This is a genomic window from Streptomyces sp. NPDC007205, assembly GCF_040634095.1.
In the GTDB taxonomy this organism is placed as follows: Bacteria; Actinomycetota; Actinomycetes; order Streptomycetales; family Streptomycetaceae; genus Streptomyces.
In genome coordinates this window covers 105,248-122,128 of record NZ_JBEYEW010000009.1, presented here as the reverse complement: position 1 = coordinate 122,128, position 16,881 = coordinate 105,248, and the positions used below count along the sequence as shown (strand labels likewise).

At 72.7% G+C, this 16,881-nt stretch carries 15 protein-coding genes; 10 read left to right on the top strand and 5 right to left on the bottom strand.

Annotation, left to right across the window (positions count from 1 at the left end; genetic code table 11):
* Window positions 1–90 precede the first annotated feature (90 nt).
* Both ABZ624_RS17640 and ABZ624_RS17635 read left to right on the top strand, forming a co-directional pair.
* A complete protein-coding gene (locus ABZ624_RS17640) occupies window positions 91–978 on the top strand; it encodes an MBL fold metallo-hydrolase (RefSeq protein WP_360088915.1) in 888 nt (295 codons plus the stop codon).
* Between the two features lie 95 nt (window positions 979–1,073).
* Window positions 1,074–2,123, top strand: coding sequence for an NADPH:quinone reductase (locus ABZ624_RS17635; RefSeq protein WP_360088912.1), 1,050 nt, complete (start codon window positions 1,074–1,076; stop codon window positions 2,121–2,123).
* A 325-nt stretch (window positions 2,124–2,448) separates the two neighbouring features.
* On the opposite strand, the gene pcp is transcribed toward ABZ624_RS17635, so the two are convergent.
* The 3 genes from pcp to ABZ624_RS17620 all read right to left on the bottom strand — a co-directional run bounded on the left by pcp (window position 2,449) and on the right by ABZ624_RS17620 (window position 4,856).
* A complete protein-coding gene (pcp, locus tag ABZ624_RS17630) occupies window positions 2,449–3,099 on the bottom strand; it encodes a pyroglutamyl-peptidase I (protein ID WP_360088909.1) in 651 nt (216 codons plus the stop codon).
* A 66-nt stretch (window positions 3,100–3,165) separates the two neighbouring features.
* On the bottom strand, window positions 3,166–4,140 hold the full coding sequence (locus tag ABZ624_RS17625) for a DUF979 domain-containing protein (protein WP_360088906.1): 975 nt from the start codon (window positions 4,138–4,140) through the stop codon (window positions 3,166–3,168).
* Window positions 4,137–4,856, bottom strand: coding sequence for a DUF969 domain-containing protein (locus ABZ624_RS17620; protein WP_360088903.1), 720 nt, complete (start codon window positions 4,854–4,856; stop codon window positions 4,137–4,139). Before ABZ624_RS17620 ends, ABZ624_RS17625 begins: the two co-directional genes overlap by 4 nt.
* A gap of 169 nt (window positions 4,857–5,025) precedes the next feature.
* On the opposite strand from ABZ624_RS17620, the gene ABZ624_RS17615 reads away from it, so the two are divergent.
* The 4 genes from ABZ624_RS17615 to ABZ624_RS17600 all read left to right on the top strand — a co-directional run bounded on the left by ABZ624_RS17615 (window position 5,026) and on the right by ABZ624_RS17600 (window position 9,828).
* Window positions 5,026–5,778 (top strand): 5-oxoprolinase subunit PxpA, encoded by a 753-nt coding sequence (locus ABZ624_RS17615; RefSeq protein WP_360088900.1) that lies wholly within the window; start codon window positions 5,026–5,028, stop codon window positions 5,776–5,778.
* The gene (locus ABZ624_RS17610) at window positions 5,775–6,422 is read left to right on the top strand and encodes an allophanate hydrolase subunit 1 (RefSeq protein WP_360088897.1); all 648 of its coding nucleotides are present in this window, start codon (window positions 5,775–5,777) and stop codon (window positions 6,420–6,422) included. Before ABZ624_RS17615 ends, ABZ624_RS17610 begins: the two co-directional genes overlap by 4 nt.
* Window positions 6,419–7,276, top strand: a complete 858-nt coding sequence (locus ABZ624_RS17605; protein WP_360088894.1) for a biotin-dependent carboxyltransferase family protein — start codon at window positions 6,419–6,421, stop codon at window positions 7,274–7,276. The genes ABZ624_RS17610 and ABZ624_RS17605 overlap by 4 nt, the downstream gene beginning before the upstream one ends.
* Before the next feature lie 113 nt (window positions 7,277–7,389).
* Window positions 7,390–9,828 carry an FUSC family protein gene (locus tag ABZ624_RS17600; RefSeq protein ID WP_360088891.1) on the top strand — a complete coding sequence of 813 codons (2,439 nt, stop codon included), beginning with the start codon at window positions 7,390–7,392 and terminating at the stop codon, window positions 9,826–9,828.
* A gap of 79 nt (window positions 9,829–9,907) precedes the next feature.
* Here the strand turns inward: ABZ624_RS17600 and ABZ624_RS17595 are convergent, their stop codons facing one another.
* A complete protein-coding gene (locus ABZ624_RS17595) occupies window positions 9,908–10,840 on the bottom strand; it encodes an alpha/beta hydrolase (RefSeq protein ID WP_360088888.1) in 933 nt (310 codons plus the stop codon).
* A 197-nt stretch (window positions 10,841–11,037) separates the two neighbouring features.
* Between ABZ624_RS17595 and ABZ624_RS17590 the strand changes: the two genes are divergently transcribed.
* Complete coding sequence (locus tag ABZ624_RS17590) at window positions 11,038–11,601, top strand: hypothetical protein (protein ID WP_360088885.1); 564 nt, start codon at window positions 11,038–11,040, stop codon at window positions 11,599–11,601.
* Window positions 11,602–11,649: 48 nt separating this feature from the next.
* Here the strand turns inward: ABZ624_RS17590 and ABZ624_RS17585 are convergent, their stop codons facing one another.
* Window positions 11,650–12,558 (bottom strand): hypothetical protein, encoded by a 909-nt coding sequence (locus ABZ624_RS17585; protein ID WP_360088882.1) that lies wholly within the window; start codon window positions 12,556–12,558, stop codon window positions 11,650–11,652.
* Between the two features lie 277 nt (window positions 12,559–12,835).
* Between ABZ624_RS17585 and ABZ624_RS17580 the strand changes: the two genes are divergently transcribed.
* The 3 genes from ABZ624_RS17580 (at window position 12,836) to ABZ624_RS17570 (ending at window position 16,879) form a co-directional block, all read left to right on the top strand.
* Window positions 12,836–14,245, top strand: coding sequence for a hypothetical protein (locus ABZ624_RS17580; RefSeq protein ID WP_360088879.1), 1,410 nt, complete (start codon window positions 12,836–12,838; stop codon window positions 14,243–14,245).
* A gap of 286 nt (window positions 14,246–14,531) precedes the next feature.
* A complete protein-coding gene (locus ABZ624_RS17575) occupies window positions 14,532–15,518 on the top strand; it encodes an ABC transporter ATP-binding protein (protein WP_360088876.1) in 987 nt (328 codons plus the stop codon).
* Window positions 15,515–16,879 carry an ABC transporter permease gene (locus ABZ624_RS17570; RefSeq protein ID WP_360088873.1) on the top strand — a complete coding sequence of 455 codons (1,365 nt, stop codon included), beginning with the start codon at window positions 15,515–15,517 and terminating at the stop codon, window positions 16,877–16,879. The genes ABZ624_RS17575 and ABZ624_RS17570 overlap by 4 nt, the downstream gene beginning before the upstream one ends.
* Window positions 16,880–16,881: the final 2 nt, after the last annotated feature.

Genomic DNA, 16,881 nt, shown 5'->3' with positions numbered 1-16,881 from the left:
CCGGCCCTCTTCCTTTCTCCGTGCGGCCCGGGATACCCCTGGAGAGTGAGAAGCCGGGCCAGGCGGCGACGATGCGGGGAGGAATCGGCCATGAGCGAGGAACGGTTCGAGGACGGCTGGTACGTGGACGAGCGGTGCACGAACTGCGATGTCGCACGGCAGTTGGCCCCCGGCCTGATCGGTGAGGTCGACGGTCGCGCGGCTGTGCTGCGCCAGCCGCGCGACCGGACCGAGGTGCGGCAGCTGCACGCCGCCGCACATGCCTGCCAGACCCGGTCGGTCCATCCCCCGGGCGGGCGGCTGGACGCAGCGCTGGACCCCTTCCCGATGGCCCTGGACGACACCGTGTACCTGTGCGGACACAACTCCAGGCAGACCGCGGGGGCCAACTCCTACCTGTTGGGTCGCCCCGGCGGCACCGCGATGATGGTGGACACTCCGCGCTGGAGCACCGCGCTGGCCGCGCGCTACGAGGCGCTGGGCCCCGTCACCGACGTCCTGATCACGCACCGCGACCACGCCGCGCACGGGCGCAGCTACGCCGACCACTTCGGTGCCCGGCTCTGGATCCACGAGGGAGACCTCGACGCCGCTCCGGACGCCGACCGTGTGCTTCGGGGCACCGACCCGGCCGAGATCGCCGAGGGAGTGATCGCCCACCCCCTGCCCGGCCACACACGAGGCAGCGTGCTCTTCGTCGCGGACGAGCGGTACTGCTTCAGCGGCGACAGCTTCTACTGGTCGCGCGCCACGGGGGATGTCGAGGTGGCTGAGAGCGTCACCTGGTACTCCATCGGTGAGCTGGCCGCCTCCTTGGCCCGGACCGCCGGCGGCTTGCGCTTCGAGTGGCTGTTGCCGGGCCACGGCGACCGCCGCCGCCTCCCCGCCGACGAGATGACCCGGCGACTGCGCCGGCTGGCAGCCCGTACCCGGGAACTTCGGCCACGGCCCATCGACTTCACCGCAGTGCGCTGGTGACGGCGACCGCCGGACGGACCCGTGCGGGTTGCTCGCGCGGTGTCCCCTGGCGTCCTGAGCCGATTCCGGGGGCGCGGGTGGAAGCATACGATGCCATGCGTGCTGCGTACATGGAGGAGCTGGGGTCCGCGGACGTCATCCGGTACGGCGAGATCGCGGCTCCCCGTCCGGGTCCCACCGACGTCCTGGTGAACGTCCTCGCCACCACGGTCAACCCGGTGGACACGTTCGTACGGTCGGGGCTGTTCCCCACCCAGGTGGTCTTTCCCTTCGTCGTGGGCCGTGACCTGGTCGGCACGGTGGCCGAGACCGGCCCCGGCGTCACCGGGTTCCGTGCCGGGGACCGGGTGTGGTGCAACAGCCTCGGACACGGAGGACGGCAGGGCGCGGCGGCGGAGCTGGCGGTGGTGGCGGCCGATCGGCTCTACCACCTGCCCGAGGGAGTCGATCCGTATGCGGCGGTGGCGGTGGTCCATCCGGCGGCGACCGCCTATCTGGCACTGTTCGTCCACGGGCGGCTCAGCGTGGGGGAGACCGTGCTGGTCGCCGGCGCCGCGGGCAATGTCGGCAGTGCCCTGGTCACCATGGCGGTACGGGCCGGCGCCCGTGTCCTCGCCACGGCGGGCGCGCGGGACGCAGAGTACTGCGTGGAGCTGGGCGCGGCCGAGGTGTTCGACTACCGGGATCCGGAACTGACCGAGAACATCCGCAGGGCGGCGCCGGCAGGGCTCGATCTGTACCTCGACACGGCGGGTGTCAACGACCTGGAGACCACGGTCGAACTGCTCGCCCTCAGGGGCCGCGTGGTGCTGCTGGCCGGCATCCGGGCCCGCCCCGTACTGCCCGCCAGGGCGCTGTACATGAACGACCGCTCCGTCGTGGGCTTCGTGATCTCGCATGCGACACCCGACGAACTCGCCGGAGCCGCCGCGTACATCAACGACCTGTTCGGCCAGGGTGCTCTGCGCCCGAGAAGCATCGAGGTCTTCCCGCTGAGCGCGGCAGCCGACGTACACGCCCGGCTGGAGAGGGGCGAGTTGCGGGGGCGACGCGCGGTCCTGCGGACGGACCTGCGGACGGACCTCACGGTGGCTACCGGTTCGCCTTCCGCGTCGGTTCCCGCCTCGTCCTGGCCGCCCCGCTGATCGCCGCGGTCGCCCTCCTTACCCCGCACCGGGCGACCAGTGCATCGGCCGCCCGCCGCCGGCGTGGTGGCACGGCTGGTGGTTCTAACAGCGGAGGCGGTAGCCGGGGCGTGTCTGCGGCGGGCCGGGAACAGCGCCGTGCTCGCCGCCCTCGCGCAGGCCACCAACGTCTTCCCTCGCGCCGCCGTACAGCACGATCGAGTGCACCTCGGTGAGGGGTGTCGACGGCGGTGATCGCCGGCTCCAGCGCCTCGCTCCAGCGGGCACCCGCCGCCCCTCGTACGCCCGGCTCCCGGCGGCGAGAGCCAGTACGCGGTGAACGGCATCAGTGGGTGGCTCCCTCGGTGACCTTCAGGTCGTGGCCCGCCGGGGTGCCGGCGGCGGCGAGCAGCAGGGCGCGCAGTCCGCGGGCGACGGTGCTGGGCTCCAGGGCGGGGGCGGTGCCGTCGATGACCTGTTCCGGCGCCCAGGGCACATGCACGAAACCGCCCCGGGCGTGCGGGAATTCGGTGGCGATGAGGTGCCCGAGGCCGTACGCGACGTGGTTGCAGACGAACGTGCCGGCGGTGTGGGAGACGGCGGCCGGCACACCGGCGGCGCGCAGCGCGGCGACGCAGGCCTTGACGGGGAGTGTGGAGAGGTAGGCGGCGGGGCCGCCCGGGATCACGGGCTCGTCGATGGGCTGGTTGCCGGCGTTGTCGGGGATGCGGGCGTCGTCGATGTTGATGGCGACGCGTTCGACGGTGACGCCGGGTCGGCCGCCGGCCTGGCCCAGACAGAGGATCAGGTCAGGGCGAGAAGCGCGGACGGCGTCGCGCAGGGTGTCGAGGGACTTGCCGAAGAGGCAGGGGAGTTCGGTGGCGGTGACGGTGAGCCCGGCCGGAGGCTCGGCGGCCACCAGCGTGGCGGCCTGCCAGGACGGGTTGACCTGCTGGCCGTCGAAGGGGGAGAAACCGGTGATGAGCACGCGGGTCATGGCACTTCCTTCACGAGGGCAACGGTCTTCACGAAGCCATCGGTCTTCACGAGGGCATCGGTCTGCTCAGAACGCGAACAGCGCCATGATCACGGTGGAGCAGGCCAGGAGCGGCAGAGCCGTCGGGATCTGTGCCTTGATGGGCCCGTACTGGTCCTTCAGTTCCAGCAGGGTGGCCGGGACGATGTTGTAGTTGGCGGCCATCGGCGTACACAGTGTTCCGGAGAAACCGGCCAGCATCCCGATCGCGAGGACCGCCGGCGGGTTGCCGTGCAGCTGCTGGATGAGGACGGGCCAGCCGATCGCCGCGGTCATCACGGGGAACGCGGCGAACGCGTTGCCCATGATCATGGTGAACAGGAACATGCCGACGCAGTACGCGAGGACGGCGAGGTACTTCGAGTTGTCCGGCAGGACGTCGTGCACGATCTTGCCGACCTGGGTGCCGACCCCGGCCACTGCGAAGATCGAGCCGAGTACGGCGAGGAGCTGGGGCAGCAGCAGGGCGGAGCCCATCGCCTCCAGCATGGAACGGCCGGAATGGAGCGGCACGGACAGCTTCCGCTCGCCGGTGACCAGCATGCCGACGACGAGGGCGACGAGACAGCCGACGCCGAGCCCGAGGAGGGTGGCCTTGCCGGTCTCGAACAGGCCGGACGTGTCGAGGAACGAGGCGCAGACGATGGCGACGAGCGGGATCGTCAGGGCGGGGACGAAGATCCTGCTGCCGAGCCGGGCGGCGGAGGCCTCGCGTTCCTCGGTGGTGCTGGTGACGGGGATGCCCTTGCCGAGGAAGTTGAACCCGGCGAGCGCGATCAGGGCGAGGACCGCGACCCCGAGCGGTTCGGCGGGCAGGGTCCAGCCGCCGTTCCCCGCGGTGGCGTTGGCGACGCCGGTGCCGTAGGGGAAGGTGAGTCCGAGCAGGCCCCAGAACGCGGCGGACGTCCACCGCTTGGGGTTGCTGCGGTCGGCGGCCATCTGCGCGGCCATGACGACGAAGACGAGACCCACCAGCCAGTAGAGCCACTCGACCTTGATCACTTGCTGTTCTCCTTCGGAAGCGGCAGGTAGTGTTCGGCGGCGGCGAGCGCCATCTCCCGCTGCAGCTGCCGGTCCAGGAGCAGCAGACGGGCGCCGTGGACGAGGAAGGCGCAGACGGCGAGCGGTATCGCCCACAGGGCCAGCTGGGTCGGTTCGAGGTTCTGGTGGTACGTCGAGTTGACGAAGCCCGTGATCAGGAGGATCGAGCCGATCGCGATGAAGCAGTCCTCGCCGAAGAAGAGGCCCACGGTGTCCGAGGACGCGGCGTAGGAACGCACCTTCTCCCGCACGCGCTCGGGCAGCACCGCGCCCGCCGTGCGCTCGGCGGCGGCTTCGGCCATGGGCGCGACCAGCGGCCGTACCGTCTGCGCGGGACCGCCGATGCTGTTGAGGCCGAACGCCGCGGTGACCTGACGGATCAGGAGGTAGACGGTGAGGAACCGGCCGGCGCTGAGGCCGCCGAGCCGTCCGATCAGATTGCGGGCCTGTTCGCGCAGGCCGTAGCGTTCCAGGAGGCCGATTACGGGCAGGACGACGGCGAAGACGGTGACCGAGCGGCTGTCGGCGAAGGACCGGCCGAAGGCCGCGAGGACCTGCAGCGGGTTCATTCCGCCGATCAGTCCGGTGAACACACCGGCGACGCCCACCACGAGGACGGGATTGCGGCGCGTGACGAATCCGAGGATCACCACGACCACGCCGAGGAGAACGATCATACGGTTGCCTTTGGCGTGAGCGGGCGGGACGCCCGAGCGGCGCGGATCCGGGGGCCCGAATCCGTGAGGGATGCCCGGGACCCTAGGGGATCGTTCAACGATCGAACAAGGGGTGGGAACGGAAATCCATCACTTGTCGGATCGTTCAACAATCGCCTACGTTGAAGACGTGATCGACCTCAACGCAGACCTCGGTGAAGGCTTCGGCCGCTGGACCCTCACCGACGACGATGCCCTGCTCTCCGTCGTGACCAGCGCCAACGTCGCCTGCGGCTTCCACGCCGGCGACCCCTCGGTGATGCGCCGCGTCTGCGACCTCGCCGCCGAACGCGGCGTCCGGATCGGGGCCCAGGTCTCCTACCGCGACCTGGCCGGCTTCGGCCGCCGCGCCATGGACGTGCCCGGCGACGAGCTGGCGGCCGAGATCGCCTACCAGATCGGGGCGCTGCGGGTCTTCGCCGAGGCCGCCGGCGCCGAGGTGGCCTACGTCAAGCCGCACGGCGCGCTCTACAACCGCACCGTGCACGACGCCGAGCAGGCCACCGCCGTGGTGGCCGGCGTGCGCCTGGCGGGCGGAGCGCTGCCGGTGCTCGGTCTGCCCGGGTCCCGGCTGCTCGCCGCCGCCGAGGAAGCGGGCCTCACCGCTGTACCGGAGGCCTTCGCGGACCGCGCCTACACCCCCGCGGGCACGCTCGTGCCACGCCGTGAGCCGGGCGCCGTGGTGACCGACGAGGACGCGGTGGTCCGGCGCGCGCTGGCGTTCGCGGTGGACGGCGCCGTAGCGGCCGTGGACGGTACGACCGTGCCGGTCGCCGCCCGCTCCCTGTGCGTCCACGGCGACACCCCGTGCGCCGCCCGGATCGCCGCGCGGGTCCGTGAGGCACTCGATGCGGCCGGAGTCGAGGTGAGGGCATTCGCATGACCGAGAGCCGGTCCGTCGGCGTGCGCCCCGCCGGGCGGCACGCCCTGCTCGTCGAACTGCCCGACGCCGAGCGCACCGGAGCCTTCCACGCCGAACTCCTGCGACGGCGTGCCGCCGGAACCCTGCCGCCGGTCGAGGAGATCGTGCCGGGCGCGCGGACCGTACTCCTGGACGGTGTCACCGACCCGGAGGAACTGGCCCGCCGGATCGCCGACTGGGACCTGCCCGCCCACGCGGCCGACGACGGGACGGTGGTGGAGATCCCCGTCCGCTACGACGGCCCGGACCTGGCCCGTGTGGCCGCGCTGTGGGGTGTCGGCGCCGACGAGGTCGCCACCCGGCACACCTCGTACACCTACCGCGTCGCCTTCTGCGGATTCGCCCCCGGCTTCGGCTACCTCACCGGCCTGCCCACCGAGCTGCACGTGCCGCGCCGCGACACACCCCGCACCCGGGTCCCGGCCGGCGCGCTCGCGCTCGCCGGCCCCTACAGCGCCGTGTACCCGCGCGCCACCCCCGGCGGCTGGCAGCTGATCGGGACCATGCCGGACCCGACCCCGCTGTGGGACCTCACCCGGGAGGAACCGGCGCTTCTCACGCCGGGAACGCGGGTCCGGTTCGTGGCCGAGGACGGCACGCCATGACCGTCAAACTCGCCGTCGTACGCTCCGGTGCCCTCACCACCGTCCAGGACCGCGGCCGGCGCGGCCATGCCCACCTGGGCGTGCCCCGCTCCGGCGCCCTGGACGCCCCCGCCATGAGCCTGGCCAACCGGCTCCTCGGCAACGCCCCCGACGCCGCCGTCCTGGAGACCACCCTGACCGGCTGCGCCCTGCGCCCCGACCGCGGCGTGTCCGTCGTCGTCGGCGGCGCGCCCTGCCCGGTGACGGTCGACGGCCGCCCGGCCGCCTGGGGACTGCCCGTACGGGTGCCCGCGGGGGCCGTCCTGAACGTGGGGGGCGTGACGGCGGGTGTGCGCTCCTACGTGGCCGTCGCCGGCGGCATCGCCGTCGAGCCAGTCCTCGGCAGCCGCGCGTCGGACCTGCTCTCCGGACTCGGCCCGGCTCCCCTCCGCGACGGCGACGTCCTGCCGCTGGGCACTCCCGCCCCACAGCCGGCGCTGCCCGACGGCGCTCCCTGGCCCGCGCCGCCCACCGAACTGACCCTGCCGCTGCGCCTCGGCCCCCGCACCGACTGGTTCACGCCCGCCGCGCTGCACACCCTCACCTCGGCGACGTACCGCGTGTCGCAGCACAGCAACCGCATCGGCCTGCGCACCGAGGGACCGTCGCTGGAGCGGGTGTCGGCCGGCGAGCTGCCGAGCGAGGGCATGGTGCTCGGCGCCGTACAGGTGCCCCCGGACGGGCGCCCGGTGGTGTTCCTGCACGACCACCCGACGACCGGCGGCTACCCGGTGATCGGCGTCGTCGCCGAGCCCGCCCTCGCGCCGGTTGCCCAGGCCGCGGCGGGTACACCGATCCGCTTCACCCTGGGGTGACGCGCCGGCGGCGTGCCGGGCGATCGGACGTGGGCGATTCTGAAGAGGTGGGTGGTGTCCCAGCCCGTCGGATTCGGGCGGACTACGCCGTCCCGGGCCGCCGGGCGGTACGCGTGACACTGGTCGCCGCGGCCGGCTTCTACCTCTTCCGCTACGGCCTCGACCGTCCCGTGGCGGCCACGTACGCCCTGTTCGCCGCCGTGGCCCTGGGCGGACTCGCCAAGATCCCGGGCACCGGCCGGCAGCGGGCCGCGACCGTGCTGCGGCTGCTTCCGGGGTGCTGGCTGCTGGTCGTCGTCGGCACCTGTCTGTCGGTGCGGACCTGGAGTGCCGTCGTCGGCATGCTGGCGGTCGGCTTCGCGCTGGCCTTCGCCGCCGTGGGCGGCCCGCGCCCGGCAGGAGCGGCGCCGGGCCTGCAACTCCTCTACATCCTCCCGTCCTTCCCGCCCTACGCCCCCGGCACGCTCGCCGAGCGCCTGATCGGTACGACCACCGGGCTGGCCCTTTTCATCGCCGCCGAGGCGCTGATCCTCCCCGAGCCCGGCCCGCCGTCCTACCGGGCACGGGCCACCCACGCCGTGCGCACCGTCGCACACTGCGCGGCCCTTCTCGCGGCGCCGCCGTACGCCCTGACCGACCCGGACATCCGGGCAGCCTGGGAGAGCGGCCGGTCACTGCGGTCCCTGACCGTGCCGGAGGCGGAACGCCCGGCCGGACCAGGGGTGCGCGACCGCGCCCTCGCCCACACCGGCCTCGCCACGCGCACCCTCCTCAGCCGCCTGGTGCAGCTGCCCGCCGCGCCGGACGGGCACCCGGGCCCCGAGGTGACCGCCGTACTGCAGGCCGTGGCACGACTGGCCACGGCGACCGTGACCTGTCTGCACGCCGGGGCGTCGCCGCTGGCGCCGTACGAGGACCTGGTCAGGACGCGGGCGCACCTGTCGGCGGTGTCCGCGGGGCCCCTCCCCACCGGGGACTCCGCGTGCACGGGCCCGGCCGCCGCCGGTGGATCGGCGTCCGCGGGCCTGTCCCCCGCCGGTGGTTCGGCGTCTGCCGGCCTGGACCCCGCCGGTGGTTCGGCGTCTGCGAGCCCGGCCGCCAGCGGTGGTTCGGCGTCTGCCGGTCTGTCCCCCGCCGGGGGTTCCGCGTCTGCGGGCCTGTCCCCTGCCGGTGGTTCGGCGTCTGCCGGCCTGGGCCCCGCCGGGGGTTCCGCGTCCGCGGGCCGGGCTCCTGCCGGGGATCCCGCGTCCGTTTGTCCCGCCCCCGCCGACCCGCCCCCCGCCGGGAATCCCGTGCCCGGCACCGCTCGCGCGCCGGAGTTCCCGCCTGCCGTACTGCGTCGGCACGCCGCCGTCCTGGAGATCGCCGACGCCGCGCTCGCCATGGCCGCGGCAGCCGATCTGGCGGTGCACGGCAGACACGCCCCGGTGGGGATTCCGCACGGCCGCTTCTGGTACGCCAGAGCCCGGGCACCGATGCTGTGGTGGCACCGGGCGCGGGGCCATGCCGGGCGCCGGTCGGTGTTCTTCCAGAACGCCGTCCGCATCGCCCTGGCCCTCACCGCCGCCCGGCTCGTGGCGGGGGTGGACACGCTGCCCCATGGATTCTGGGCCACGCTGGCCACGCTCACCCTCACCCGGACCACCATGGACGAAACCTGGCACACCATCCGGCTGGCCCTCGCAGGCACCCTGGCCGGAGCCCTCCTCACGGCCGGCGCACTGAGCCTGGCCGGGACCGACACCGCCGTCTACGCCGTCGTACTGCCCGTGTGGATGCTGTTCGCCTTCACGGTCGGCCCGGTCAAGGGCGTCGGCTGGGCGCAGGGCCTGTTCACCGTGCTCGTGGCGCTGGTTTTCGCCCAGCTGGCCCCGCCGACCTGGCGACTGGCGGAGGTCAGGATGCTGGACGTGCTGGTCGGCAGCGCGATCGGCGCCGTCTTCGGCCTGCTGGCCTGGCCGCGCGGCGCCCATGACGAGCTGCGGCACGCTGCGGCGGAACTCCTGCGCCGCGCAGCCGAGATCGTGGTGGCGACCGGGGCCTCGGTGGCGGGCGGCGGTGCGGTGCTCGCTTCCTCGGGCGTACCCGGCCCCCGGTCGCTGCAGCGTGCCATCATCCTCGCCGAGTCCGCGTACGCGCAGTTCCAGAGCGAGCCGACGCCGTTCGGCGGCGCGGCGCGCCGAGCCGGCCTGGCAACCGTGGACTGGCAGGCCACCCTGATGGCCGGTCACCACACCCTGTGGGGGTCCGACCGGCTGCTGACCCCGCCGCTGACCGGACTGGGCCCCGCGGCGGCCGGGGCCGTCAGCGGGCTGGGGGAGCGGGTGGCCGGGCGGATGCTGCTGGTGTCGGCGGCCCTGGACCCCGGAGCGGACACCCCTACCGGGCGGATTCCGCTGGTCGATCCGACCCTCGAGGGGCCCGGCACCGAGCCGCCCGGCGCACCGCGCCTCTACTACGCCACCGTGTCGTGGCTGGACTCGCTGATGACCGACCTGAGACGGATCCCGCGGGGCAGCCCCGAGACCGGACAGGGCCCCGAGGCGCCGTGACCGCGCCGCGCCACCGGTCGGGACGGGCGCCGTCGTCCCGGCGTCAGCGACCCCTCACCCGACCTGACCTACGGTCTGGTCAGGTGAGGATGCGCCGAAGCCAGCGGGTGCGGGCGTCGCGTGCGTCCCGGCTGAGAGCCGCCCCCGGCGCGAAGGTGTCGAAGCCGTGGAAGGCACCGGGCCACACATGCAACTCGGCTCGTCCTCCGGCCCGCCAGATCGCCTGGGCATAGGCGACGTCCTCGTCCCTCAAGGTCTCCGCCGACCCGACCTCGATGTAGGCCGGGGGCAGCCCGGACAGATCCGTGGCGCGGGCGGGAGCGGCGTAGGGCGGCAGGTCCGCGGCGCCGTACCGGTCGCCCAACGCCGCCCGCCACGCGGTCGCGTTGGAGGTGCGGTCCCAGAGGTCGATGCCGGCCATCTGGTGACCGGAGAACGTGTTGTTGCGGTCATCGAGCATCGGGCACAGCAGCAGTTGCCCGATCGGCGCGGGGCCGCCCCGGTCACGGGCGAGCAGGGCGAGTGCCGCGGCCAGTCCGCCGCCGGCGCTCTTTCCCCCTACGACGACACGGCCGGCGTCGATGCCGAGTCCGGCCGCGTGCGCGGCCACCCAGGTGAGTCCGGCGTAACAGTCGTCCAGCGCCGCCGGGTACTGCGCCCCGGGTGCCAGCCGGAACTCGACGGAGACGACGGCCAGTTCGAGAGGTACCGCCCACTCACGCAGGAGCCGGGGAAGCACGGACCACGCGTTGCCCGTGATCATTCCACCGCCGTGCATGTAGTACAGCAGGGGCAGCGGCCCCGCGCTCCCGGCGGGCCGTCCGCTCACCAGCGTGACCTCCGGCCCACCCGGCGGCCCCGGCACCCGCAGCTCCTCCACCTCGAAACGGCCGTCGGCCCGCAGCTCCCGGACCGTCGGTCGGGGCCGGGCCAGGGCATCCCGCTCCTGACGTTCCGCAAGGTTCTGCGGGGTGAACGGCTCCCGGGCCTCCGCCGCCAAACCACTGAGCACAGCGGCCAGTTCGGGAGCGAACGGGGGCGCGCCCCGAGCTGTCGAGGCAGGGCCGGTTTCCGGTGCCGGCATGTCATCCGCGAGGTTCATACGCCGTAGCCAACCACCTGCCGGGTCCCCGGCGGTCGTCTCCTGTGGCCTTGGCCGGAAGCCGTCGAGCCTGGTAGGCATGGCCTGTGCGATTCGAGAGTGTTCCCATGCCCGCGGCGGTCGAGGCACGACCCCGTGACGCTCGTGGGTATCCGGTGCCGGCGATCACTCCCTGGGAAGGGGAGGAGCCCCAGTTCGCGCTGACCGACTACGAGCGCAGCGCCGTGTGCGCGCGGAAGCGTCTGTGCTCGGTGTGCGACCAGGGCATGCCGCAGGGGCCGGTGTGGCGTGTGGTGGGCGCCGCGGAGAGCGCGGCGATCGGGGACGCGCTGGCCGCCGGGCGGCCCTACCGCAATCTGGCGCCGACCCTCGAAGGACCGGGGCACCGCGCGTGCATGCTGTACGCCTCGATGGTGTGCCCCTACCTGGCCCGCCCCAACGCCCGGCGCGGCATGTCCGCGGCGGAGCCGGACGACATGACCTCCCATGTGGTGCGGGGCGCCGTCCGGGGCGCCTTGGGCGCGGTGGTGGGGTTCGGTGCGTACGAGTACGCGGTCACCGGCAGCCGGGTGCTCTTCCGGTTCCTCGACGTCGTCGAGTTCCTGCCGCACGACACGTCCGACGCGCACCTGGACGAACTGCGGGCCGAACTCGCCCGGACCGCGAAGTGACCCGCACCTCGCGCCCCGGACCCGTCCGGCCCGTTCCGTCGACCCAGGTCAGGGGCGGTACGCCGCCAGGCCGACCGTCGAGGTGACCTCGGTCGGGTGCCCGCTGCCGTCGGCCGGCAGCGTCACCGTGCCGGAGGGGGTGCGCACCGCCAGGGTCTTGCCGTCGGGCGACCAGGCCGGCTCGGTGTAGTCGGTCGTGGCGTGCGGCGTGAGGTCCTTGATGTGGTTGCCGTGCATGAAGTCCTCGACGAGCACGTGGTCGTGGCCGGCGACCGAGCGCACGAAGACGACCTCCTCCTCGTTCGGGGACAGGTCCGGCTGGGAGCCCTTGGTGAGCTTGCTGCCCTGCTGGCGCAGGTAGTCGTCCCGGATGTAGACGTCGCCGGTGTGGTCGTTGGCGTACACCGCGGTGCCGTAGTGGCCTGCCACGTTCGGCCAGACGTTGCCGGTCTGCGGAAGCGCACCGTCCGGACCGGGCTCGCCGTACAGGGACAGCGTCTTGGGCGTGCCGTGGACCGCCTTGGCGGAGATGACCTTCAGCCGGGAGACACCGTTCGCGCGCGCCGCGAAGATGAGGTTGTCCTTGGCGGGGATGTTGTTCTGGGTGTCCTTCGCGGCCACCTGCCACGTCGGGTGCGACCAGTTCTGGTTTCCGGGGTTCTTCGCGACGACGACGCGCCCGCTGCCGTCGGGGTCGGCGATGTCCAGGTTGCCGGAGCCGTCGATGAAGGCGGCCTTGGCGCCGTTCGGGGACCAGGCGAGGTCCCGGACGGGCACGCCGAAGTTCACCTTGTGGCCGCCGATCAGCACGTACTTGGTGCCGTTGCTGATGGTCAGGGTCCCGTGCGAGGCGCTGGTGGCCGCCGAGGCGGCGGACGAGGCGCCCAGCAGTGCCGAGCCGGTGACGGCCGCGGCCACGGCGATGGCGGCGGCCATGGTGCGGGTACGGGTGGTCATGACGGAGTTCCCCCAGGGACGTCGACAGGTCAGGTCGTTGGGTGCAGCTACGCAGAGCCGCTCCGGCGTCGTCCTGGTCGCTGAAGGCCATGCGACCGCCTGCCGCTCTGTTCGAAGCCGAGCCTGTCAGGCGGTGATCCTCGAATCGTCCGTTCAGCGTCACAGGGGCGTAACACAGTGAGGAGCGGTATCGGTGGTGAGCCCGGAGTGTTCAGGGGCTAGGGTCCACCTGATCGCGCACTTGTGTGCGCAACCTCCTTCCCATCAGAGGATGTTGATGAGACGAAGATCCCTCACGGGTACGGCGTCGGTGTTCCTGTCCGCCGCGGGCCTGGCCGCGGCACTACTGGGCGCCGCCCCGGCCGGCGCGGTCACCGGGCAGCCGGTGATCACCCTGGACACCCCGCAGCCGGTCGCCCTGCCGGCCGCGCCCGCCACCGCGGACGTGCACTTCGATTTCCGGACCACGGCGAAGAACCTCCAGGCGGACGACGCCACCCTGACCGTGGACGCCCGGGGCCTGTCGAAGATCGCCAAGGTGATGTTCTCGGACAACTGCACGGCCAAGGGCCTGGTGGCCACCTGCTCGGAGGAGTTCCAGTCCGACTCCTCTCCCACCACGCACATGGGCGCCATGACCGGGCTGACCCTGACCCCGCTCAAGGGCACCGCGCTCGGTGCGGCGGGCACGTACAAGGTCACAGGGCGGTCCGCGCACGCGCAGATCGTGGGCGGCACCGGCAAGGTCGAGGTGGGCGGCCCCTCCTTCGGCCTGGACAACCTCACCGACCACACCAACCTGAAGGTCGGCAGCACGGTGTCCGAGCCGGTCCGGTTCAGCAACGTGGGCAATCGGCCCGCCAAGGGCGTCCAGACGGTCCTGGCCGCCTCACCCGGCCTCGACTTCGCCGACCACTACGCCAACTGCAAGTACGGGTCCAACGGCACCATCCACTTCGCGGAGTGCTACCCCAAGGGCGCGATCGGCATCGGAGAGACGGCGGCCCTGGCCGCACCGGTGCGGCTGCACGTGAACTCCGCGGCGCTGTACACCACCCTCGACACCCTCACCGCGCCCCTCGGCCAGCCGGGCTGGCCGGACGGTCAGGGCATCAAGTGGACGTGGGGCAAGGGCGCCACGCTGAAGCTGAAGGTGATCAAGGCGGGCCGGCGGTCCCCGGCTCCGGCGGGCTCCGTCTCCCTGCCGCAGACGGGCGAGGTCACCGACTACCGGATCGCTTCCCTCAAGGCCCGCAACACCGCCGACTTCGGTGTCACCGGCGCCGGTGCACAAGCCGGGCAGGGCAAGAACGCCACCCTCGCCTTCCGCCTGTCCGCGAACGGCCCGGCGACCCTGTACGACCGCAGCGGCGGTGAAGGGGTGCCCACCGTCTGGGTGACGCTCCCGACCGGTACCACCGCGGTCGGCCACTCTGCCAACTGCGGTCCATGGCAGGTGAACAATCCGACGGCCGAGGCTCACGGCCCGTACGTCTGCGGCCCGTCGGGCCTGGTCCTGCCCAAGGGAAACGTCACCGACTTCACCCTGACCCTCCGGGTCGACACAGTGGTCACCCATGCCGAGGGAAGCGTCCAGGTGGTCTGGGGCCCGGATCCGTCCCACTCCCACCGGCCGGCGTTCGACCCGAACAGCCGCAACGACTCCGCGGCCCTCACGCTGAACTGAGCCACGACGGCCGCGACACACACGGACGGGGCCGCCCGGCTCGGGCGACCCCGCCTCGCAGCACCGACGAGTGACGGATACGGCGCCGGTGAGCACCAGAGCCTGGAGGCCCCGAGACTCAGCCCCGCCACAGCCGCCGGTCAACTCGCCTGCGTCTTACGGAATTTACCGTCTATTGGCATGCCGAACGGCTGTGGTCTTCCGTTCTCTGAGCGTTCAACCGGGAATCCCTGTGAGTGTTGTGTGCTCTCCCTAGCCTCCTTGAGGTTTCGGAAAGAAGGGGCTCATGGACGACTCATTCCTCGCGGTCCGGGCGCGCGGGATCACCAAGAGTTTCGGTGATGTCGTCGCACTCGACGGCATCGATCTGGATGTGGCGCAGGGACAGATCCACGGCCTGGTCGGACCGAACGGCGCCGGCAAGACGACACTCCTCGGGCTCCTGCTCGGCCTGGCCGTGGCCGGCACCGGTCACCTGGAGATCCTCGGTACGCCGGTGGGCCGGACGTTCGCCGCTCCCGACGGTGTCGCCGGGTTCGTGGACGGACCGGGCCTGTACCCCTCGCTCACCGCCAGGCAGAACCTCGCCGCGCTGGCCGCTCTGCGCGGCCAGGACGCGCGGACGGCAGGCATCGACGACGTGCTCCGCCAGGTCGGCCTGACCGATGTCGCCCACGACCGGGTCCGCGGCTTCTCCCTGGGCATGCGTCAACGGCTCGGACTTGGCGCCGCGCTGCTCACCAGGCCCCGGCTCCTCGTGCTCGACGAGCCCGCCAACGGCCTCGACCCGGCCGGCAAGAAACACGTACACGGTGTACTGAGCCGGCTTGCGGCGGAGGGCACCGCTGTCGTGCTGTCGAGTCACCGCATGGACGACCTCGAAGCGCTGTGTTCCGAGGTCACCATCCTCGCCACCGGACGGGTCGTCTTCTCCGGCCCGCTGAGCAAACTGGCCGCCGAGCACCGTGAACTCGACTACCGCCTGGTCACCTCCGACCCCCAGGCAGCCCGCCGGCTGGCCGCCGAGACGCCCGGGCTCCATCTGGCCGACGGCACGGGAGGGCGCCACGGAGGCGACGCGCTCGTCGTACGGGCGCTGGTGCCCACCCTCGACGAACTGGTGGTACGACTCGTGCAGTCGGGGATCGCCCTGCGCGAACTCGCCCCCGTGGTCTCCCCCCTGGAGGCCGCCTTCCTGGCCCTGACCGAGCCACCGGACGCCAAAGCCCAGCCGCAGGGGACCGACACCCAGCCACGGGAGGCCGGCCGATGACCGCGACCACAACCGCCGTGGCCCCCCGCCCCACCGCCGGTGCCGGCCGGGTCTCCGTGGCCCGTGGCTACCGCTTCGAACTCGTCAAGCTCGTCTCGCAATGGCGGATCCGGCTGCTGGTCCTCGCCTGCTGGATCGCACCGGCGCTCTTCGTCGCCGGAGTGAGTCAGCAGAGCACACTCCCCTCCGACACGCTCTTCGGCCGCTGGATGCTCGCCACCGGGTGGGCCGGGCCCCTGGTGATCCTCGGTTTCTCGGGCACCTGGGCGCTCCCGCTGCTGACCTCGGTGGTCGCCGGTGATGTGTTCGCCGCCGAGGACCGGCTGGGCACCTGGCGTCACCTGCTGGTGGCGGTCCGCTCGCCGCGCCGGATCTTCGCCGCGAAGGCACTGGCGAGCCTCACCGTGATCCTGCTGCTCGTGGTCGGGCTGGCCGCTTCGAGCACGGTCGGCGGGCTCCTGGCGGTCGGCAACCGGCCACTGGTCGGCCTCGACGGCCATCTGCTGACCCCGGGGGACGCCGCCGGCAAGGTGCTGCTCGCCTGGGCCTGTGTGCTCGCCCCCACCCTGGCCCTCGCCGGGATCGGCCTCCTCGGGTCCGTCGTACTGGGACGCTCCCCGATGGGGCTGCTGCTGCCGGTGGTCGTCGCGCTCGTGCTGCAGCTCGCCCAGATGCTGCCGCTGCCCGTCGCCGTACGACTCGCCCTGCCCAGCTGGGCGTTCATCGCCTGGAACGGTCTGTTCACCAGCCCCGCACAGCTCGGGCCGCTCATGACCGGCATCGTCGTCAGCCTGGTGTGGGCCCTGACCGCCACCGTGCTGGCGTATCTCCTCTTCCTGCGGCGCGACTTCACCAACCTGACCGACGACGGCTCGGGACGCCGGGCGGTCACCGCCGGACTCCTGCCGCTCGCCGGGCTGGTCGCCGCGACCGTCGCCGTGGTGGCGGCAGCGACCGGGGCCACCGGCTCCGGGATCTCGCAGGACAAGGTGCAGCGCTCGCTCGCCACGGAGTTCGCCCACCTCTACCGCATGCAGACCGCACAGCTCAACCGTCCTGCCGTCACCGAAGCGCGGCTGAAGGCCACGGCGGCGTGCGACAAGGGCAGCGTCAGGGTCGCCGCCGAGGGGCCCGGCAACGACTGGCGCTGTGTCGTCTCCTGGCACCTCCCCGGCGTCGAGGCCACCGGGACGGCCGTCTACCAGCTCGACGTCACCTCGGACGGGCGGTTCGTGGCCGACGGTGACGGGCCGAAGGAAGTGAACGGCTACTTCCTGGTGCGGACCCCCCACGGAGACGCACCCAACCCGCTTTGGCAGTTCGACGGCACCGTCGGACTTCTTCGCACCTCGAAGGGATGACT